At 46.0% G+C, this 21,728-nt stretch carries 18 protein-coding genes; 17 read left to right on the top strand and 1 reads right to left on the bottom strand.

Annotation, left to right across the window (positions count from 1 at the left end):
- Position 1 precedes the first annotated feature (1 nt).
- The gene (gene plsY / locus ACTQ50_RS02530) at positions 2-649 is read left to right on the top strand and encodes a glycerol-3-phosphate 1-O-acyltransferase PlsY (protein ID WP_441482835.1); all 648 of its coding nucleotides are present in this window, start codon (positions 2-4) and stop codon (positions 647-649) included.
- Positions 650-664: 15 nt separating this feature from the next.
- The gene (locus ACTQ50_RS02525; protein ID WP_441482834.1) at positions 665-1,666 is read left to right on the top strand and encodes an NAD(P)H-dependent glycerol-3-phosphate dehydrogenase; all 1,002 of its coding nucleotides are present in this window, start codon (positions 665-667) and stop codon (positions 1,664-1,666) included.
- A 294-nt stretch (positions 1,667-1,960) separates the two neighbouring features.
- Here ACTQ50_RS02525 and ACTQ50_RS02520 read toward each other — a convergent pair whose 3' ends face one another.
- Positions 1,961-2,785: an aldo/keto reductase gene (locus ACTQ50_RS02520; protein WP_441482833.1), complete on the bottom strand. Its 825-nt coding sequence runs from the start codon at positions 2,783-2,785 to the stop codon at positions 1,961-1,963.
- Between the two features lie 495 nt (positions 2,786-3,280).
- On the opposite strand from ACTQ50_RS02520, the gene ACTQ50_RS02515 reads away from it, so the two are divergent.
- From ACTQ50_RS02515 to ACTQ50_RS02445, 15 genes are all read left to right on the top strand, one after another.
- Positions 3,281-3,676, top strand: coding sequence for a cobalt transporter (locus ACTQ50_RS02515; protein ID WP_226818576.1), 396 nt, complete (start codon positions 3,281-3,283; stop codon positions 3,674-3,676).
- Between the two features lie 12 nt (positions 3,677-3,688).
- Positions 3,689-3,871 carry a CooT family nickel-binding protein gene (locus tag ACTQ50_RS02510; RefSeq protein WP_295304643.1) on the top strand — a complete coding sequence of 61 codons (183 nt, stop codon included), beginning with the start codon at positions 3,689-3,691 and terminating at the stop codon, positions 3,869-3,871.
- 64 nt (positions 3,872-3,935) lie between these two features.
- On the top strand, positions 3,936-4,868 hold the full coding sequence (locus ACTQ50_RS02505; RefSeq protein WP_226818582.1) for a methylenetetrahydrofolate reductase: 933 nt from the start codon (positions 3,936-3,938) through the stop codon (positions 4,866-4,868).
- Between the two features lie 44 nt (positions 4,869-4,912).
- Complete coding sequence (locus tag ACTQ50_RS02500) at positions 4,913-5,683, top strand: nucleotide-binding protein (protein ID WP_226818584.1); 771 nt, start codon at positions 4,913-4,915, stop codon at positions 5,681-5,683.
- A 187-nt stretch (positions 5,684-5,870) separates the two neighbouring features.
- Positions 5,871-7,763, top strand: coding sequence for an anaerobic carbon-monoxide dehydrogenase catalytic subunit (gene cooS / locus ACTQ50_RS02495; protein WP_441482832.1), 1,893 nt, complete (start codon positions 5,871-5,873; stop codon positions 7,761-7,763).
- A gap of 24 nt (positions 7,764-7,787) precedes the next feature.
- Positions 7,788-8,561 (top strand): nucleotide-binding protein, encoded by a 774-nt coding sequence (locus tag ACTQ50_RS02490; protein ID WP_118578441.1) that lies wholly within the window; start codon positions 7,788-7,790, stop codon positions 8,559-8,561.
- Between the two features lie 18 nt (positions 8,562-8,579).
- Entirely contained in the window at positions 8,580-10,709 is a 2,130-nt protein-coding gene (gene acsB / locus ACTQ50_RS02485) for an acetyl-CoA decarbonylase/synthase complex subunit alpha/beta (RefSeq protein WP_441482831.1), read from the top strand.
- A gap of 255 nt (positions 10,710-10,964) precedes the next feature.
- Positions 10,965-13,091, top strand: a complete 2,127-nt coding sequence (gene acsB, locus ACTQ50_RS02480) for an acetyl-CoA decarbonylase/synthase complex subunit alpha/beta (protein WP_441482830.1) — start codon at positions 10,965-10,967, stop codon at positions 13,089-13,091.
- Between the two features lie 49 nt (positions 13,092-13,140).
- Complete coding sequence (gene acsD / locus ACTQ50_RS02475; RefSeq protein WP_441482829.1) at positions 13,141-14,082, top strand: acetyl-CoA decarbonylase/synthase complex subunit delta; 942 nt, start codon at positions 13,141-13,143, stop codon at positions 14,080-14,082.
- 24 nt (positions 14,083-14,106) lie between these two features.
- On the top strand, positions 14,107-15,453 hold the full coding sequence (gene acsC, locus ACTQ50_RS02470) for an acetyl-CoA decarbonylase/synthase complex subunit gamma (protein ID WP_441482828.1): 1,347 nt from the start codon (positions 14,107-14,109) through the stop codon (positions 15,451-15,453).
- A gap of 66 nt (positions 15,454-15,519) precedes the next feature.
- On the top strand, positions 15,520-16,305 hold the full coding sequence (gene acsE / locus ACTQ50_RS02465) for a carbon monoxide dehydrogenase/acetyl-CoA synthase methytransferase subunit (RefSeq protein ID WP_021926205.1): 786 nt from the start codon (positions 15,520-15,522) through the stop codon (positions 16,303-16,305).
- 174 nt (positions 16,306-16,479) lie between these two features.
- Complete coding sequence (gene acsV, locus ACTQ50_RS02460; RefSeq protein ID WP_226818595.1) at positions 16,480-18,423, top strand: corrinoid activation/regeneration protein AcsV; 1,944 nt, start codon at positions 16,480-16,482, stop codon at positions 18,421-18,423.
- An 8-nt stretch (positions 18,424-18,431) separates the two neighbouring features.
- A complete protein-coding gene (locus tag ACTQ50_RS02455; protein ID WP_441482827.1) occupies positions 18,432-19,103 on the top strand; it encodes a DUF3786 domain-containing protein in 672 nt (223 codons plus the stop codon).
- 206 nt (positions 19,104-19,309) lie between these two features.
- Positions 19,310-20,995, top strand: a complete 1,686-nt coding sequence (locus ACTQ50_RS02450) for a formate--tetrahydrofolate ligase (RefSeq protein ID WP_441482826.1) — start codon at positions 19,310-19,312, stop codon at positions 20,993-20,995.
- A 100-nt stretch (positions 20,996-21,095) separates the two neighbouring features.
- Positions 21,096-21,725, top strand: coding sequence for a cyclodeaminase/cyclohydrolase family protein (locus ACTQ50_RS02445; RefSeq protein ID WP_226818602.1), 630 nt, complete (start codon positions 21,096-21,098; stop codon positions 21,723-21,725).
- Positions 21,726-21,728: the final 3 nt, after the last annotated feature.

The following is a 21,728-nucleotide window of genomic DNA, read 5'->3' as shown; positions in this document are numbered from 1 at the left end:
AATGGAACGTATTATTTGTCTGGCGATCGGATATGTGTTTGGCATGTTCCAGACTTCTTATATTATTGGAAAAGTACATCACATGGATATCCGCCAGTATGGAAGCGGCAATGCCGGAACTACAAATGCTCTTCGTACCCTTGGCAAAAAGGCCGGAGCGATGACCTTGATCGGGGATATGCTGAAATGTGTGATCGCCATTCTGGTGGTGGACGCAGTTTTCAAAAATAATTATGGGGAGATTCTTCCACTGCTTGGCATGTACACAGCGGCTGGCTGCGTGCTTGGACATAATTTTCCTTTTTATCTCGGATTTCGGGGCGGAAAGGGAATTGCAGCTTCCGCTGGAATGCTGCTGGCTATGGACTGGAGAGTGTTCCTGATCTGTGCCGTGATCTTTATCGGACTTGTAGCGATCACCCGTTATGTGTCATTGGGCTCAATGGCGGCTTATATAGGGGCACTGATCTGCTTCGTTGCGTTTGGCGCAGCTGGAAGCTACGGGATGGATCTGTCCCATACGGTGGAGATGGATGTGATCATGGGGCTGATGACAGCGCTTGCAATATACAGGCACAGAGCAAATATTTCCCGTCTTTTAAAGGGAACAGAGAACAAACTGGGAGCAGCGAAGACTGCATCCAAATAAGGGTGAGGTGATGAAATGGCAAAAATCAGCGTAATGGGAACCGGAAGCTGGGGGACTGCACTTGCAATCCTGCTTCACAACAATGGCCATCAGGTTATGCTGTGGTCTGCGCATCCGAAAAAGGCCATCAGTCTGAATGAGACAAGAGAGGATCCCAAAAAACTTCCTGGAATTAAAATTCCGGAAGGTATTGTAATAACGGGGGATGAGAAGGCAGCCCTTGATTCACCGGATGTGGCTGTATTTGCATCTCCGTCTGCCTATATGCGTGAGATCAGCAGAAGACTTTCCCCACTGGTACGCCAGGACCAGATCATTGTAAATGTGGCAAAAGGTGTGGAAGAGAAGACCCTTATGCCGGTGTGCGATATTATCAAGGAAGAAATCCCACAGGCAGATGTGTGTGTGCTTTCAGGTCCAAGCCATGCGGAGGAGGTAAGCCGCGGCCTGCCTACCACCTGTGTGGTCAGTGCTAAGAAAAAGGAGACGGCCGAATATCTTCAGGGCCTTTTTATGAGCCCGGTTTTCCGCGTTTATACAACACCGGATATGCTTGGGGTGGAACTTGGCGGTGCCCTTAAGAATGTGATCGCCCTGGCAGCTGGTACTGCAGATGGCCTTGGATATGGAGATAATACCAAGGCGGCGCTGATTACAAGAGGAATTGCAGAGATGGCAAGACTTGGCAGAAAGATGGGAGCCAAACTGGAAACCTTTGCCGGACTTTCCGGGATTGGGGATCTGATCGTTACCTGTGCCAGCGTGCACAGCCGCAACAGACGCGCCGGTTACCTGATGGGACAGGGCTACACCATGCAGCAGGCTATGGATGAGGTGCAGATGGTTGTGGAAGGTGTTTATTCCGCAAAGGCTGCCAAAGCACTGGCTGAGAAATACGATGTGGAAATGCCGATCATTATGGAAGTAAATAAGCTTCTGTTCGAAAACAAACCTGCATCTGAAGCTGTGAAGGATCTGATGCAGAGAGAGAAGCAGGGAGAGATTTCCTGGGAATGAACGGTTCCTTATGACGAAGCAGTTTATAGTAGGAAAAATATAGAAAAGCTGGAAACTTTTTTAGATTGAGGTGCTCCCTCAATTATTAGAAGAAGTTTCCGGCTTTTTATTTTTATGAACAACGAACCAAAGTACATGCTTACATGAGAAATTGGCGACTGCCATCATAACGAGCGAAACTCGCAGGGTATATTTTGCCTCGTTTACCTAAAAGATATAGATGAAAGAGATAAGACAAAAACTGCCAAAGCTGTGTGCACAGCCTTGGCAGTTAATGACATGTCTAATTAAGAATCAGAAAATAACATCCTTCAGATCATCCGGCACATGTGATGTGTGGAGATCCTCGTTCAAAGTATCCATGATGGCCATGTCTTCGTCTTCAATATTGAAATCAAAAATATTGGCATTGGAGGCAATACGGTCTGGATTGACAGATTTCGGGATTACGGAAATGCCTTTCTGGATCGCCCAGCGAAGACCAACCTGTGCCGGAGTGTGGGCATATTTGGTGCCAAGGACACACATAACATCATTGTCAAGGTAAGCTCCCCTTGCCAGCGGAGCATAAGCCTGAACCTGGATCCCCTCGGACTGACAATACTCGATCAGCTCCTTGGGATAGCAGAGCGGATGACATTCAATCTGGTTGACTGCAGGGACAATGCCGGAAACCTTCTTAAGCTCTTCCAGATGGTGGATCTGGAAATTACTGACGCCGATGGAAAGCACACGACCAGTCTCAAGAAGCTTGGCCATCTCCAGCCAGGTTCCGGTGTAACAGCCGGGTACCGGCCAGTGGATCAGATAAAGATCCAGATAGTCCAGCTTCAGTCTCTCCATACTTCTGTAAAAAGCACCGTCCACGTCTCCAAGCCGCTGGGCATTGTTCCAGATCTTGCTTGTGATAAAAAGCTCCTTGCGGGGAACGCCGCATTTGGCAATGGCCTTGCCGATGCTTTCTTCGTTCTTATAGGCAGAAGCGGTGTCAATAAGACGGTAGCCGGCATTGACTGCGGCTGTGATGGCTGTTTCTGCTTCGTTATCTGCTGTTTTATATACACCAAGCCCTAAAAGGGGCATTTCTCTGTCGGTATTCAGGAAAACGGTTTCTTTCAAAGATAATTCCTCCTTGCTAAAAGAATAGGCGTTACTGTTCATGACCTGTCCAGTAACCAATAAACTTTCATTATTATACCATATAATCACAAAACATTCACCTGTTTTTTACTTAAATGCCAACTCGTTAATCTTTAGACAAACTTTAGAAAAACTGGTAAAATTGTACAGAAATTAAAACATATATTTGTATGGTAAAGCATTGAAAATTGGTAAAATTTTATAATTATTTCCTTGCGTATCAATGAGAAAGGATGTATAATAAAGAAAAAATTGATAAATTTATGTCATAAGTCTGCACTTTTTCAGGTAGAGGAAAGGAACTGCGCTGTGCATGATATGGAGATAAGCGGAATCTCAAATAGGGGGAACGAATACCCTCATTTCCATACTCACGTCACCCGCGTGAGTCTTTTTCGTGTCTGAAAATAATTTCTGCGGCGCTGTTATGTCATAAAGAATCTGCCTGACCTGCAGGCGGAAAGGAGTAGTTCAATGCATTTGATCAAAGACGAAAACGGTAATCTGATCCAGCATGGCCATGAGCATACTCATGAGCACACACATGCTGACGGAGTAAGTCATACACATGCACATACTCATGACGGATCTGAGGGCCATGACCATACACATACTGAGGGACAGAACTGTGGTACAGACTGCGGCGGCTGCCAGGGAGGAGACTGCAAGAATGAGACAGTAGCGCTTCTTACCTACATGCTGCAGCACAATGAGCACCACGCTGCGGAGCTTGACCAGATGGCAGACAATCTTGCCAAGATGGGAATGGATGCTGCTGCGAAGACCATTAAGGAAAGCGTTTCTGATTTCCAGAAAGGCAACATGCGCCTTGGCCTTGCTCTGACTCTTGTAAAAGAGGAAATGAAATAAGGAGGCATTATTATGTGTTTAGCAACTGTATACAAGGACAATGATGATTCTGTGATCTTCAAGAACGTCAGCCGCATTAATGTAGATGGAAACAAGCTTGTTCTCCGTGACATTATGGGTGACGAGAGAGTGGTAGAGGGAACCATCCTTATGGTAGACCTTGCCAACAGCATCGTCAAAGTGAAATGTGATTAAAAGTTGATCTTCAGGCGCTTACGCCTTTAGAATAAAATTACTTAATACGTGGAGGTATGTAATTATGAAATTGTCAGAAGCTATGAGAGAAAAAATGCTTCTGTCCTTCGAGCTTTTCCCGCCGAAGACAGAAAAAGGAATGGAGAACCTTCCTGGAACAATCGATCATCTGATGAAGTACAAACCAGAGTACATTTCCTGTACATACGGTGCAGGCGGCGGAAACGTTGGTGCTAACAGAGAAGTATGTCAGATGATCAAGAAAGCCGGAACAACACCGGTTACTCATTTCACAGTAATCAAGAACACCAAAGAGGGAATCAAAGAGCAGCTGGATCAGTACCTTGCAGAAGGCGTAGATCATATGCTTGCACTTCGTGGAGATATTCCGCTTGGTGAGACAACAACCTGTGGTGATTTCAACTACGCTACAGACCTTGTTAAATTCGTTCGTGACGAGTTTGGTGACAAATTCGAGATCGCAGTTGCAGGATCCCCGGAGGGGCACATTGCATGCCGCAGCCTTGATGCTGATATCGCAGTTCTGAGACAGAAACAGGACAACGGCGCTGACTACATCATGACTCAGCTTTGCTGGGATATGGAGCAGTTCAAATACTGGCTGGATGCAATCCGTGAGGCTGGTGTTACAATGCCTGTAGATGTTGGAGTTATGCCAATCCTTGACATGTCCGCAACAATCAACATGGCACTTTCCCGTAACGGCTGTGTAATGGATCGTGAGCTTTGCAGACTCATCTCCAGAAACTGGCTGTTCCCGAACCCATTTGCAGCAAAAGATGCAGACGGCAAGCCATTTGATATGTTCTATGATGACAAGATCAAGAGATTCAAAGAAGAGGGAATCGAGTACACAATCAAACAGATCGACGAGTACCGTGCTCTCGGCGTAGATGGTATCCATCTGTACGCTCTGAACAAATGGAAAGACGTATCCGAGATCATCGACAGATCCGGACTTCGTACTTTAATCTAATCTGTTTTTTGACTTAAATTTTTCAGGAGGCAATTGATAGTATTATGGCACATGTAATTGCTGTCGCAGGTAAAGGCGGCGTTGGTAAAACCACATTATGCGGAATGCTGATCCAGTATCTCTGCGAGAAAGGCAAAGGACCGATCCTTGCCGTAGATGCAGATGCAAACTCAAATCTGAACGAAGTTCTCGGAGTAGAAGTAGAAACTACACTTGGCGATGTCAGGGAAGAGATTGCCCGTGCAGAGCTTGCAAAAGAGAACCCGATCCCGGCTGGAATGTCCAAGGCTGATTATGCTGAGAGACGTTTTGAGGATGCCCTTGTAGAAGATGACGATTTCGATCTTCTGGTTATGGGCAGAACCCAGGGAAAAGGCTGCTACTGTTTCGTAAACGGACTTCTTCAGACACAGCTCGCAAAATACCAGAACAATTATCCTTATATCGTAGTAGATAATGAGGCTGGTATGGAGCATATCAGCAGAGGCGTACTTCCGTCCATGCAGACAGCGATCCTGGTCAGCGACTGCTCCAGAAGAGGCGTGCAGGCTGTAGGCCGTATTGCAGAGCTTATTAAAGAATGTGATATGCACCCGGATAAAGTTGGTCTTATTATCAACCGCGCTCCTGGCGGCAAGCTGAATGACGGAATCAAAGAAGAAATCGAGAAACAGGGACTGGACTTACTGGGAGTAGTACCGCAGGATGAAACTGTTTATGAGTACGACTGCGAAGGCAGACCGACTGTGGGACTTCCAGAGGATAATCCGGTGAAGATCGCTCTTCGTGAGATCGTAGATAAGCTTGGTTTATAAGTAAGATCCCCCTTGCCTGGTATGCTCATGCGACAAGAGGATAGAAACGGCTATATAATTCCGCAGTAGGCGGGAACGCTGCTGCGGAATTTTCGTCAGAAATTTATCCCATGGGAGGGGATGGGTTCCGATTAACGGAATATAAATAAAATTATCGAAAGTAACACATACTTAGAGGAGGTCAATAATGAGTGAATTCAAATTAACTACAGTGGAAGAATTCGAAGCTGCCACAGCCCGTCTTCTTGAGACTGGTGCAAAGGTAGGCGCTGATTCCTGGCAGATGCGTGTTAAGAATCAGACTCCACACTGTAAATTCGGTGAGCAGGGCGTATGTTGCCGAATCTGTGCTATGGGTCCGTGCCGTATTACACCTAAGGCACCGAGAGGTATCTGCGGATGCGATGTACATGGTATCGTAGGAAGAAACTTCCTTCGTTTCACAGCAGGCGGCGCAGCTACACACTCTGATCACGGACGTGAGATCTGTATCACACTTGGACATGCAAAAGAGGGCGGCGATTACCAGGTAAAAGATCCTGAGAAGCTGATCCGCATTGCAAAAGAGTGGGGCGTTGAGACAGAGGGCAAAGACATCTATGATCTGGCTCATGAAATGTCTGATCTTGCCCAGGAAGAGTACGGAAAGATCAGAGGATATTCCAGATGGCTGAAGAGAGCTCCCCAGCATACACAGGATCTGTGGCATGAGGCTGAGATCGAGCCAAGAGCAATCGACCGTGAGGTTTCCTGTGCAATGCACATGACTCATATGGGTAACACAAGTAAACCAGAGGCTCTGATCCGCCAGGCTCTTCGTAACGGTCTTTCCGATGGATGGGGCGGTTCCATGTGCGGAACTGAGTTTTCCGATGTCCTTTTCGGAACTCCGAAGCCAATCGAGACTGAGGCAAACCTTGGTGTTATGAATGCTGAGAACGTAAACATCGTTGTTCATGGACATGATCCCAGTCTTTCTGAGATGATCTGTGAGTATGCAGACAGCAAAGAGATGATCGACTATGCGAAATCCATGGGCGCTAAGGGAATCACTGTTTCCGGTGTATGCTGTACATCAAATGAAGTTGCAATGCGTCGTGGTATTCCAATGGCTGGTAACTTCTTACAGCAGGAGAACGTTGTACTGACAGGTGCTTGTGAGGCAATCGTAGTTGACGTTCAGTGTATTTTCCCGGCACTTGGACCTCTTTCCAAATGCTTCCATACAAAATTCATCACAACTTCCCCAATCTGCCAGATGCCTGATTCTGATTTCATCAGATTCAACGCTGATACTGCAGGAGAGAATGCAAAACAGATCGTTAAGCTTGCTTGTGAGAACTTCAAGAACAGAAATCCAGAGCTTGTACATATCCCGGATATGAAACAGAAGGCTACTGTAGGTTACTCTGTAGAGGCTATCGTTAAGACACTTGACGGTGTAACAAACTCTCAGGTAGATGAGACCGGTACCACCAAACCTCTCCTTGAGTGTATTACATCTGGTGTTATCCGTGGTGCTGTTGCCATGGTTGGATGTAACAACCCGAAGGTCAGACCTGACACAGCTCACATTGAACTTATGAAGAAACTGATCGCAAACGATATCGTGATCATCGCATCCGGATGCTCCGCACAGGCAGCTGCTCGTGCAGGACTTATGGACAAAGCTGCAAAAGACCTTTGCGGAGCTGGTCTGAAACGTGTTTGCGAGCTTGCAGATATCCCACCAGTATTACATATGGGCTCCTGCGTTGATATCAGCCGTATGATGATCCTTGCTGCTGAGCTTGCCAAGGATTCCGGACTGAATATTTCCCAGCTTCCGGTAGTAGGATGTGCTCCTGAGTGGATGTCTGAGAAAGCAGTTTCCATCGGAAACTACGTAGTAGCAACTGGTATTGACACATTCCTTGGCGTAGATCCATATGTATCCGGATCCACAGAGGTAGCTGGTCTCCTTACAGAGGGTGTTCGTGACTGGGTAGAGGCTGCTTATACAGTTGAGAAAGATATTGATAAATTAGGCGATCTGATGATCGAGAGAATCGAAGAGAAACGTGAAGCTCTCGGAATCTAATTGCAGGAAAGGCGCGATTAACTTATGAAAATAGCAGTAACCGGTAAAGGCGGAGTAGGAAAGACAACTTTTGCGGCAACACTTGCCAGATTATATGCAGATGAAGGGAAAAAGGTCCTTGCAGCTGATGTTGACCCGGACGCAAACCTGGGGCTGGCTCTTGGATTTGATGAGGAGACTTTGGATTCCATCGTTCCCATCTCCAAGATGCGTAAGCTGGTAGAGGAGCGTACCGGAGCCAACAGCCAGAATCAGTTTTATACACTGAATCCGAAGGTGGACGACATTCCGGACACCTACGGAAAGGTTTGTAATGGGGTAAAGCTGCTTGTCCTTGGAACCGTGGAAACAGGCGGAGGCGGATGTGTCTGCCCTGAACATGTCATGTTAAAGAGAATCATCAGCAACCTTGTAGTACATAGGGATGATGTGGTGATCATGGATATGGAAGCCGGTCTGGAGCATCTGGGCCGGGGAACCACGGAGAGCATGGACGAATTTATTGTGGTGATCGAACCAGGCGCAAGAAGCGTACAGACCTACAAGAATGTAAAGCGTCTTGCAAAGGATCTTGGCATTACCCAGGTTAAGGTAGTTGCCAACAAGGTCCGGAATGAAGAGGATGAGGAATTTATCCGCAATAAGATTCCGGCAGAAGATCTTCTTGGAATGATCCACTACAATGTAGAAGTTATGGACGCAGACCGCCAGGGCAAATCACCCTATGATTTCAGTGAGACAGTAACATCTGAGATCAGAAAGATTAAAGAAAAGATAGACAACGAATCAAGTCTGTAAATAATAGGAGGTACTACAGTGACTTTATTTGATAGAGTATTCAGCGGAAACGACGCTGTTTATGGATTAACAGAGGGCGCTATTGATGCAGCCATCGCACAGTATGGCGAAGACAAAGCAGTAAGCTTCCCTGATACCGCTTACAGCCTTCCTTGCTACTATTCTGTAACAGGAACCAAAATTACAACCTTAAAAGAGTTAAAAGAGGCTCTTGGCGTTGTAAAAACTCTTATGACAAGAGAGAAAAGACTGAACGATGCATTCATGTCCGGTATTGCTACCGCACTTTGCGCAGAGTTCATTGAAGTTCTGAAATATATCGACGGAGCAACCCCATACGAGGAGCCATGCTATGGCCACCTTGCAGATGCTGTGATCCGTGAGCTTGGTGTACCGCTTGTAACAGGCGATATCCCTGGTGTAGCCGTTATCCTTGGAACAGCTCCATCTGTAGAAGAGGGTGTTGCACTTGTAAAGAGCTATCAGGCACAGGGTATTCTTGTAACACTGGTTGGCGGAATCATTGACCAGGTGAAAGAAGCGGGCATGAACACCGGAGCAAATGTACGTGTTATTCCTCTTGGAAAAGACGTTACAGCAGTAATCCACGTTGTATCTGTTGCACTTCGTGCAGCTCTGATCTTCGGTAACGTAACACCTGGAGATGCAGGTACACTTATGAAATACACCATGGACCGTGTTCCGGCATTCGTTAACGCATTCGGACCTCTGGATGACGTTGTAGTTGCTTGCGGAGCTGGCGCTATCGCACTTGGCTTCCCGGTAATCACAAACGAGACAGAGAACATCTTCCGTGTACCAAAGAGCCTTATTGTCCAGGAGGACGTAAGCAAATTCAACGCTACTTCCCTTGAGGCCCGTGACATTAAGATCAAGATCACAAATATCGATATCCCGGTTGCATTCGCATCTGCATTCGAGGGCGAGATCATCCGTCGTAAAGACATGCGTGTTGAGTTCGATGGTTCCCGTGTTGACTGTGCTGAGCTTGTACATACCTGTGACGCTTCTGAGGTTGAAGACCACAAGATCACAGTTGTAGGACCGGAAGTTGATGAGATGGAAGATGGAAGCAAGAACAGCATTGCATACGTTGTTAAGGTTGCCGGCAAGAACATGCAGCCTGACTTCGAGCCAGTTATCGAGCGTAAATTCCACAACTACATCAACTGTATCGAGGGTGTATACCACACCGGCCAGAGAGATATGCAGCGTATCCGTATCAGTCATGCAGCATTTGATGCAGGATTCCGTATCAAACATATCGGTGAGGTTCTTTACTCCCAGGTTAAGAACGAGTTTGATGCCGTTGTTGACAAATGCGAGGTTGTGATCTACACAGATCCTGCTGAGTGTACCAGAATCCGTCATGAGGTTGCTATCCCGATCTTTGAAAAACGTGATGATCGTCTTGCAAACCTTACTGACGAGTCTGTTGACGTATATTACAGCTGTATCCTCTGCCAGGCATTCTCCCCGTCTCACGTTTGTGTTGTTACACCAGAGAGACTTGGACTTTGCGGTGCCGTTTCATGGCTGGATGCAAAAGCTACCAACGAGCTTGATCCGAACGGACCTTGCCAGGTGATCACCAAAGAGCGTCCGATCAACGAAGAGCTTGGTGCTTACGAAGACGTTGATGAAGCAGTTCAGAAATTCTCCCAGGGTGCTCTGGAGCACGTTACCCTGTACTCCATCATGCAGGATCCTATGACTTCCTGCGGATGCTTCGAGTGTATCTGCGGTATCGAGCCATTCTCCAACGGTGTAGTTATCGCTAACCGTGAGTATGCAGGCATGACACCTCTTGGAATGACCTTCTCCGAGATGGCTTCCATGACAGGTGGTGGAGTTCAGACTCCTGGATTCATGGGACATGGTAAACACTTCATCGCTTCCAAGAAATTCATGAAGGCTGAGGGCGGTATCGAGCGTATCGTATGGATGCCGAAAGAGTTAAAAGAGTTCATCGCAGACAAGCTGAACGCTACTGCAAAAGATCTCTACGGAATCGATAACTTCACAGATATGATCGGTGACGAGACTGTTGCTACAGATCCTGAGACTCTGGTAGGATTCCTTACAGAGAAGGGACATCCGGCACTTGGACTTGAGCCAATGATGTAATTTTTTCAGCAGCTCCTGCTGCAAAGTGGAGATAATGCCCTGGAGCCTGTCCCGTTCAGATGGGCTCCGGGATTCACTATTTCCGGCAGGAATACTGATTTACAGTTTCGCTGCGGAGGGCGAACAAGCAGATCATTTTGAGTGCGGAAGGAAATGGTCTGTATCTGATAATTTATTTAGCAGCAAATCCATGGAAAGAAGCGAGGCTTTACGTGGTTTGTGATAGAAGATTAACAGAAAAGGAGATGCAGAAAATTGTTAATTAACAGAATTTTCAGCGGAAATGATGCAGTATACGGTCTGACAGAAAAAGCCGTAAACGATGCTGTACAGCAGCATGGTGCAGACAAGGCAGTGGGATTTCCCCATACCGCTTATTGTCTGCCATGCTATTATGCAGTAACCGGTGTGAAGATCAAAACACTTGGAGATCTGCAGGCAGCCCTTGGCGTCGTAAAATCTCTTATGACAAGAGAGCATGCTCTGGATGATGCTCTTATGTCTGGTGTAGCAACAGCCCTCTGTGCGGAATTTATTGAAGCACTGAAATATCTTGATGGGGCAGAGCCTTATCAGGAGCCTTGCTATGGTCACCTCCCGGATTCCATTATCCGTGAGCTTGGTGTACCGCTTGTAACAGGAGATATCCCTGGTGTAGCCGTTATCCTTGGCAGCGCACCAACCGCTCAGGAAGGTGTAGATCTGATCAAGAGCTATCAGGCACAGGGTATTCTGGTAACATTAGTCGGCGGCATCATTGACCAGGCACAGGAGCTTGGCCTTAAGATGGGCTATAATTTACGAATTGTTCCTTTGGGAAAAGACGTAACATCTGTTATCCACGTTGTATCCGTTGCACTTCGTGCAGCATTGATCTTCGGCAATGTAACACCTGGCGATGCAGCAAGCCTTCTTACATACACCAAAGACAGGGTTCCGGCGTTTGTAAATGCTTTCAAACCTGTTGATGATGTAGTTCTTGCAGCAGGTGCAGGTGCGATCAAACTTGGTTTCCCGGTTATCTCCAATGAGGATGAGAATATTGTGGAAGTGCCAGGAGCCCTGATCGCATGCCCGAACGTTGCTGACTTTAATAAGGTTTCCCTTGAAGCAAGAGGAATCAAGATCAAGATCACAAAGGTGGATATTCCGGTAGCATTTGCGTCTGCCTTTGAAGGTGAGATCATTCGTCGTAAAGATATGCGTGTGGAATTTGACGGTTCCCGTGTGGACTGCGTAGAACTTGTGCAGACCAAGGAAATGAACGAGGTCGAGGATCACAAGATCACTGTCGTAGGTCCGGAAGTCGATAGCTTTGAGCCTGGAAGCAAGCACAGCCTTGCCTACGTGGTAGAAGTAGCAGGTAAGAAGATGCAGCCGGATTTTGAACCGGTTATCGAGCGTAAATTCCACAATTATATAAACTGCATTGAAGGTGTATACCACACAGGACAGAGGGATATGTTCCGTATCCGTATCAGCAATGATGCTTTTGCAGCAGGCTTCAGAGCAAAACACTTCGGTGAAGTTCTTTACACACAGGTAAAGAATGAGTTCGAGGCTGTTGTGGACAAGTGTCAGGTAACTGTCTATACTGATCCTGAGGAGTGTACCAGAATCCGTCATGAAGTAGCAATCCCTACTTTTGACAAGCGTGATGCACGTCTGGAGACACTGACAGATGAATCTGTAGATGTTTATTACAGCTGTATCCTGTGTCAGGCATTTTCTCCGTCACATGTCTGCGTTGTTACACCTGAAAGACTTGGACTATGCGGAGCCGTTTCTTGGCTGGATGCAAAAGCCACCAATGAGCTGGATCCAAACGGACCATGCCAGATCATCACAAAAGAGCGTCCGATTAATGAAGAACTTGGTTCTTATGAGGACGTAGATGAAGCAGTGAAAAAATATTCCCAGGGTGCTCTGGAGCATGTAACTCTGTACTCCATCATGCAGGATCCTATGACTTCCTGCGGATGCTTCGAGTGTATCTGCGGTATTGAGCCATTCTCTAATGGTGTCGTTATCGCAAACCGTGAGTATGCAGGCATGACACCTCTTGGAATGACGTTCTCCGAGATGGCTTCCATGACCGGCGGCGGTGTTCAGACACCAGGCTTTATGGGACATGGAAAACACTTTATTTCTTCCAAGAAATTCATGAAGGCAGAGGGCGGAATTGAGCGTATCGTATGGATGCCAAAGGAATTAAAAGAGACCGTGGCGGAGCGACTCAATAAGACTGCAAAAGAACTCTATGGCATTGACAATTTCACTGATATGATCGGTGATGAGACAGTAGCCACAGATCCGGAAGTTCTTGTTGCATTTTTGACAGAACATAACCATCCTGCATTGTCAATGGATCCGATGATGTAGTATAATGGTTCTGTATAATTTTTACAAATTTTTAAGGAGGCTTTAAGAAATGCCATTTAATCAGAAACCACAGAAGTTCAACGCAAAGATCAACACTGTTACGGTTGGAACTGGCGATAAAGCGGTTACTATTGGAGGAAATTCCACATTTCCTTTTTATACATTCGACGCTCCAACCGAGAACCGTCCGAAAATCGGTGTAGAGATCACTGATATGGGACTTGATGAATTTGCACCAGGAATCAAAGCTTACTATGAAGGATGCACCACTATGGCTGAGATCGCTCAGAAGGCAGCAGCTATGGAAGGTGGAGATTTCGTTGTACTCAATCTGGATGGCGGAGATCCAAACGGAGTTAACAAATCTACAGAAGAGCTTATTGCAGTAGTAAAAGAGGTTGCAGATGCAATCGACTGTCCATTAGTAGTTGAAGGCTGCAAGAACGTGGAGAAGGATGCGGAACTTCTTCCGAAGGTTGCAGAGGCACTTCAGGGCAGAAACGTAATCGTGATGTCTGAGAAGGAAGAGAACTACAAGGCAATCGGTGCTGCAGCAGGACTTGCTTACAACCAGATCGTAGGCGCTGAGTCTGCTGATGATATCAACCTTGCAAAACAGCTGAACGTAGTTACAACACAGTTAGGTGTTGATGCGAAGAAGATCGTTATGAACGTAGGTACTGCTTCCGTTGGTTACGGATATGAGTACGTTGTATCTACTATGGACCGTATCAAAGGTGCAGCTTTATCCCAGAACGATAACATGCTGCAGATGCCTATTATTACACCAGTTTCTTCTGAGACATGGGGCGTAAAAGAATCAGTTGCTACTGAGGAAGATATGCCTGAATGGGGATCAGAGGACGAGCGTGGTATCGACATGGAAGTTATGACAGCAGCAGCAGACCTGGCAGCAGGTTCTGACGCAGTTATCTTAAGACATCCAGAGTCTGTAAAAACCATCGCTAAGATGATCGACGCACTTGTGTAATAATTTTTAGGAGGAAAAATTGATATGGCACTGAATGGTATTCAGATTTTTAAATTAACACCAAAGAAAAACTGTAAGGAATGTGGATGCCCGACATGTATGGCTTTCTCCATGAAAGTTGCACAGGGCGCTATGAAAATTGAGCAGTGTCCACATATGTCCGATGAAGCTTTAGCATCTCTTTCTGAGGCAACTGCTCCGCCAATGAAGACAATCAAGATCGGAACTGGCGCAGAAGAGCTTACCCTTGGTGGTGAGACCGTTCTTTTCAGACATGAGAAGACATTTGTAAACAAATCCAGATATGCTGTAGAGCTTTGCACATGCATGGACGACGCTACAGTAGAAGCAAAACTTGCTGAGATCCCGAAGGTTGATTACGACCGTATCGGTGAGAGAATGTACACAGAGCTTGTATATGTAAACTGTGATGCAAATGCAGATGCAGACAAATATGTTGCTCTTGTTCAGAAAGCAGCAGGTCTTGGACGTACACTTGTATTAGGATGTACAGATGTAGAGATCGCAAAAGCAGCTGTTGAAGTATGTAAAGACAGCAAACCGGTATTAAACGGAGCAAACGCTTCCAACTACGAGGCTATGAACGCAGTTGCAACAGCAGCTGGTGTAGTTCTCGGTGTATCCGGTAAAGACCTGAACGAGTTATATGACACAGTAGCAGCAATCGAGAAGCTCGGAAACAAGAACCTGGTACTTGACGTAACAGGCGCTGATGTAAAAGAGACATTCGGAAACGCTGTTCAGGTTCGTCGTGCAGCTCTGAAAGATCAGGACAGAACCTTTGGTTATCCTTCTATCGTAAACCTTGCGAAAGTAGCTGGTGGAGATTATCATCTTCAGGCAGCACTTGCAGCTGTATTTACTATGAAATATGGTTCCATCATCGTTATGGAGCGTATGACATACGCAGAAGCTCTTCCGTTATACGGACTGCGTCAGAACGTATTTACTGACCCGCAGAAGCCAATGCGTGTAGAGCCAGGCATCTACCCGATGAACGGCGCAGATGAGAACTCTCTTGTTGTAACAACTGTAGACTTCGCTCTTACATATTTCCTTGTAACAGGCGAGCTGGAGCGTTCCGGTGTTCCGCTTAACCTTGTTATCAACGATGCAGGCGGTTTATCCGTACTGACATCCTGGGCTGCTGGTAAATTCTCCGGAAACAGCATTTCTGCATTCTTCAAAGAGAACGTAGAGCCTAAGGTTAAGAGCAGAAGACTTGTCATCCCAGGAAAGGTTGCCGTACTGAAGGGCGATCTGGAAGCAAAACTTCCAGGATGGGAGATCATTGTTGGACCAAGAGAAGCTGTACAGCTTGTTAAGTTCTTAAAAGACCTTGACGCATAATGTTGCTGTTCGTTCCTGAACAGTGGCCATTATACAACTAAATCTTATATAAAGGAGAACACTACAATGGCAAAATTTATTACTATTGGTGAGAGACTTTCCACAACAGCACCATCTGTAAACAAAGCATTTACAGAGAGAGATCCTGAGCCGATCTTAAAAAGAGCAAAACAGCAGCTTGATGCTGGTGCTGTATATCTTGATGTAAACATCGGACCAGCTGAGAACGATGGAGAAGACCTGATGAAATGGGCTGTTAAGCTTCTTCAGGAGAACTTTGACAATGTTCCGCTTGCACTTGATACTTCCAATAAGAAAGCTATCGAGGCTGGTATTTCTGTATACAACAGAAGCAAAGGAAAACCGATCGTTAACTCCGCAGACGCTGGCGGAAGAATCGAGAACATCGACCTTGCAGCAGCAAACGATGCTATCGTTATCGCACTTTGCTCCGCTGACGGTATCGCAGCAGACAATGACGAGCGTATGATGCACTGCCAGAACATGCTTGAAAGAGGTATGGGACTTGGCATGGATCCTTCTGATCTGTGGTTTGATCCGTTATTCCTGGTTGTAAAAGGAATGCAGGAGAAACAGATGGAAGTTCTGGAGGCTATCAAAATGTTCTCCGATATGGGACTGAATTCTACAGGCGGTCTGTCCAACAACAGTAACGGTATGCCGAAGAACATCCGTCCGATCATGGATTCCGCATTAGTTGCTATGGCTATGATGCAGGGTCTTACATCCGCAATTGTTAACCCTAACGACCTTCGTCTTATGGAAACAATCAAATCCTGCGATGTATTCAAGGGCAACACCCTGTATGCTGATTCCTATCTTGAACTGTAATCATCTATAGTTCTTTCTAATAGGGACGTAAGATACAATGAGGGGCTGGGGCTTTGGCCTCAGTCCCTTTTTCTAATGGATAAGATGTAAAAAATGTCTGTTTTGGTTATTGTTCATGTGGTGAGCAATAACCTGTTTTGGCAGATATGACCATATGAGAAAGGTGAGTGCCGGATGTTTAAGGTTACATTTTCTTTTGAAGATGGCAGTGTGGTAGAACATTTTGCCAATGCGGGGGACAATTTACTTGAATTAGCCAGAGAGGCCAATGTGGCCATCGATGCGCCGTGCTCCGGAAATGCTTCCTGCGGAAAGTGCCGGGTACAGTTAAAAAAGGGAGAGCTGGACAGCAAGAAAACCTTGCATATCAGTGAGGAAGAATATCAGGAAGGCTGGCGTCTTGCCTGCGTAAGCAGGGTCTGTGCAGATGTGACCGTACTGGTACCTGATATTGCGTCTGCTTACAAGAGCAGAATGAAGGTTGCAGATCTCAGCTCCAAAGAGGAAATTGCCATTTTCGAGAATTCCAAAAGAGACGTAGAAATGACCGGTATTGAGCTCAGAAACAGTCTGGATGTAATTGAACTTGATATGAATGAGCCAAGTCTTGATGACACCATGCCGGATAATGAGCGCCTTACAAGAGCTTTAAAGAAATACATGAATCTGAAGCAGGTAAGGATTCCTTACGCTGTATTAAGAAAATTACCGGATGTACTCCGGGAAAATCATTTCAAGGTAAAATGTGTGGTTCGTACGGCTCCTAATGATCTTTTTGTATACGATATTTTCGGAAAAGATGAAGAAGTGGTAGTGGGCGGGCTTGCGGTGGATATTGGTACCACAACTGTTTCTGCAGTCCTGATCAATATGGAGACTGGAGAGATTCTTGCCAAGGCTTCCTCTGGAAACGGACAGATCCGTTTCGGAGCAGATGTTATCAACCGTATCATCGAACAGCAGAAGCCAGGTGGGAAGAAGAAACTGCAGGATGCAGTCATTAAAGAGACAATCAATCCAATGATCGCACAGATGTGTAAAAGTGCAGGCATTCCAGCCAGCCATATTTACAGAATGTCTGTGGGAGCAAATACAACGATGAATCATCTGTTTGCCGGGATCAACGCGGATCCGGTCCGTATGGAGCCGTACATTCCAGCATTCTTCAAAACCAATTCCCTTTTTGCTTCTGATGTGGGAATTGCCATCAATAAAGACGCGCATATCATCATTGCGCCAAATATCGGAAGCTATGTAGGCGGTGATATCACTGCCGGAACTTTAGTAAGTATGATCTGGAACAGACCGGAGTTCTCTTTGTTTATCGACCTTGGCACCAACGGCGAGCTGGTATTTGGCAACTCTGATTTTATGATGAGCTGTGCATGTTCTGCTGGCCCGGCCTTCGAGGGTGGAGATATCAGCTGCGGTATGCGAGCAACGGATGGTGCCATTGAGGCTTGTACCATTGATAAAGAGACTATGGAGCCGACCTATAAGGTAGTAGGTGATCCAGGCACCAAACCGGTGGGACTTTGCGGTTCCGGAATCATTGACGTGATCAGTGAGCTTTTCATGTGCGGAATCATCAATCCAAAGGGCAAATTTGTCCGCGAGGGAGAGAGAATCCGCCACGATAAATACGGAATGGGAAGCTATGTGATCGCATTTGAAAAGGATGCAGGCTCTGTGAAGGATATTGAGATCACAGAGGTTGATATTGATAACTTCATTCGTGCCAAGGGAGCTATCTTCTCAGCCATCAGAACCATGATAAACAGTCTTGATTTTGATGTGAGCATGATCGATGACGTATACGTTGCCGGCGGTATCGGAAGCGGAATCAATATGAGAAATGCCGTAAATATCGGAATGTTCCCGGATATTCCTCTGGAGAAATTCCATTATATCGGTAACTCCTCATTGACCGGTTCCTATCTGATGCTTCTTTCTACAGAGGCAGAGAAGAAGACCTATGAGCTTGCTGCAAACATGACATACATGGAGCTTTCCACAGTGCCAACCTATATGGACGAATTTGTAGGAGCATGTTTTATTCCTCATACAGATACCGGAATGTTCCCTGATGTAATGAATGATTTACAGAACAGGAAGTAATTAATAAAATGCCATTTACAATTGATGACTTAAATTATGATAAAGACAGTAAAGAGAGAATGCCATGGGAGCATTATCTTGAACTGTATGCAAAAGCTGACCCGAAGGAGATCGCATCCAGGCTTTCCATCCCATATGAGGAAAGTACCAAGAAATTTACTTTGACTTTCCTGGGTTCCGAATATAAGATCACATATCCGGATTTTCAGGTGACACATGTGGCAGATGAGAAGAACTGTTATCCTCTTGAGGATATGATCTATGCGAAGATCCTTACCATCCGTTTTCTGTTAAATGGTTCCACCTCTGTGGGCACTGGCAGGTATAAAACTTACCGGGAAATGCCATGGGGAGAAGTATATCTGAGGCAGTTTGACGGACGCTGTATCAAAAGGCTTGCATTTACTTATGGAAACAGACTGGATGATTTCCGGCTCGTAATGCATCATTTGAAATGTACTCCGGTGAAATTCGGAGATGTAGCATATGAACTATCCATTTATCCGGGATATCAGATCCAGATGATCCTGTGGGAGGGGGACGATGAATTTCCACCGTCCTCCCAGATCCTGTTTTCCGATAATTTCCCGGTATCCTTTGCTGCGGAAGATATGGCGGTTATGGGAGATGTGATCATTGGCTCTTTGAAAGCTTTTCTGAAGGTTGCAAAAGAGCAGTAAGGTTATTGTAAAACAGATTCTGCATGAAAATTAACCAGGCTTTAAGGTTTTCTAAATGCATGAGCTGTATATTTTTAGATTAAAGCGGACTGGAGTGCAGTGGAGATTTTGGTGTCAAATCTGCACCAGGATCCGTTTTGATAAATCCAAATTAAGCGGAGACGTCATGCTATAACAGCGGTGACGTAAAAAGGAGGTAAGTTACAATGGGATACAAGAGTGACATTGAAATCGCACAGGAATGTGAAATGCTACCGATTACCCAGATTGCAGAGAAAGCTGGTATTGATGACAAATACCTGGAGCAGTATGGAAAGTATAAGGCAAAAATCGACTACAATCTCTTAAAAGAGAGCGACAAGAAAGACGGAAAACTGATCCTTGTAACAGCAATCAACCCGACCCCGGCTGGTGAGGGAAAAACAACTACAACTGTAGGACTTGCTGATGGAATGCAGAGACTTGGAAAGAGCGCAATGGTTGCACTTCGTGAGCCATCTCTTGGACCGGTATTCGGTGTTAAGGGCGGCGCTGCAGGCGGCGGATATGCACAGGTTGTTCCGATGGAAGATATCAACCTTCATTTCACAGGTGATTTCCATGCAATCGGAGCTGCAAACAACCTTCTTGCAGCAATGATCGACAACCATATTTTCCAGGGCAATGCTCTGAACATTGACCCACGTAAGATCACATGGAAGAGATGCGTGGACATGAACGACCGTCAGCTTCGTAACGTGATCGATGGTCTTGGCGGAAGAACAAACGGTATGCCTCGTGAAGATGGCTATGACATCACAGTTGCTTCCGAGATCATGGCAGTTCTCTGTCTTGCAAGTGACATCACAGATCTGAAGAACAGACTTTCCAAGATGATCATTGGTTATACATATGGCAAAGTATCTGAGCAGAAACCGGTAACAGCTGGTGATCTTCACGCAGAAGGTGCTATGACAGCTCTGTTAAAAGACGCTCTGAAACCAAACCTGGTTCAGACTCTGGAGCATGTACCTGCAATCGTTCACGGCGGACCATTTGCAAACATCGCTCACGGATGTAACTCTGTAACAGCTACCAAGTTGGCTATGAAGCTGGCTGATTATGCCATCACAGAGGCTGGATTCGGTGCTGACCTTGGTGCAGAGAAATTCCTTGACATCAAATGCCGTATGGCAGGTCTTCATCCAAATGCAGTTGTGATCGTTGCTACTGTACGTGCCCTTAAATACAACGGCGGTGTTGCAAAAGCAGACCTTAACAACGAGAACCTTGAGGCTCTTGAGAAAGGTATCCCGAACCTTTTAAGACATGTAAACACGATCAAAAATGTTTACAAACTTCCATGTGTTGTTGCAATCAACGCATTCCCGACCGATACCAAGGCAGAGCTTGACCTTGTTGAAGCAAAATGTAAAGAGCTTGGTGTTAACGTTGCACTTTCCGAAGTATGGGCAAAAGGCGGCGAGGGCGGCCTGAAGCTTGCTGAGGAAGTAATCCGTCTCTGCGAAGAGCCAAATGACTTCTCTTATTCCTATGAGCTTGACGGTTCTATCGAGGATAAGCTGAACCAGATCGTTCAGAAAGTATACGGCGGAAAGAAAGTTGTTCTCACAGCAAACGCTCAGAAACAGGCAAAACAGTTAGAAGCTCTTGGCTTTGGAAACTGCCCGATCTGTGTTGCAAAGACTCAGTACAGCTTAACAGATGACCAGACAAAACTTGGTGCACCGACAGATTTTGAGATCACAGTTCGTAACCTGAAGGTTTCCGCAGGTGCTGGATTTGTTGTTGCACTGACTGGTGAGATCATGACCATGCCAGGTCTTCCGAAAGTTCCGGCAGCTGAGAGAATCGACGTTGACGAGACTGGTAAGATCACAGGTCTGTTCTAATCAAAGAAAAAAGAAACATCAGGCGGATATACCTGTCCGCCTGGCGTTATAAAAAGGTCATGGCTTACATGATGACTAAGAACAATAAGGAGACAACGAAATGGGATTTTCAACAAGTACATGTACAGAATTTGTAGAAGTTCTTGCTTCTAAAGCCCCGGTTCCAGGCGGCGGCGGAGCATCTGCACTGGTAGGTGCTGTAGGAACTGCACTTGGAAATATGGTAGGAAGCCTTACTGTTGGCAAGAAGAAATATGCTGATGTTGAGGATGAAATGTGGGAGCTGAAAGGCAAATGCGACCAGCTTCAGAAAGATTTCCTTCGCCTGATCGAGCGCGATGCAGAAGTTTTTGAGCCTCTTTCCAAAGCATATGGAATGCCAAAAGAGACAGAGGAAGAGAAGGCTGAGAAAGCAAGAGTTATGGCAATCGTATTAAAGGATGCCTGCTCTGTTCCTATGGAGATCATGGAGAAATGCTGTGAGGCACTTGATCTGATCAAGGAATTTGCTGCAAAAGGCTCCAAGCTTGCCATCAGTGATGCTGGTGTAGCAGCAACCTTCTGCAAAGCTGCATTAAAGGGTGCCAGCCTGAATGTTTATATTAACACCAAATCCATGGCTGACAGAGAGTACGCAGAAGAGCTGAATGCAAAGGCTGACGCAATGCTTGAGAAATACTGCAAGCTTGCAGATGAGACATTTGACAGCGTACTTGCAAGACTGAAATAATAA

The sequence above is a fragment of the Blautia sp. Sow4_E7 genome, from assembly GCF_052116245.1.
In the GTDB taxonomy this organism is placed as follows: domain Bacteria; phylum Bacillota; class Clostridia; order Lachnospirales; family Lachnospiraceae; genus Blautia_A.
Note: the sequence above shows the minus strand (reverse complement) of the source record. Positions and strands in the feature narration are given on the sequence as shown.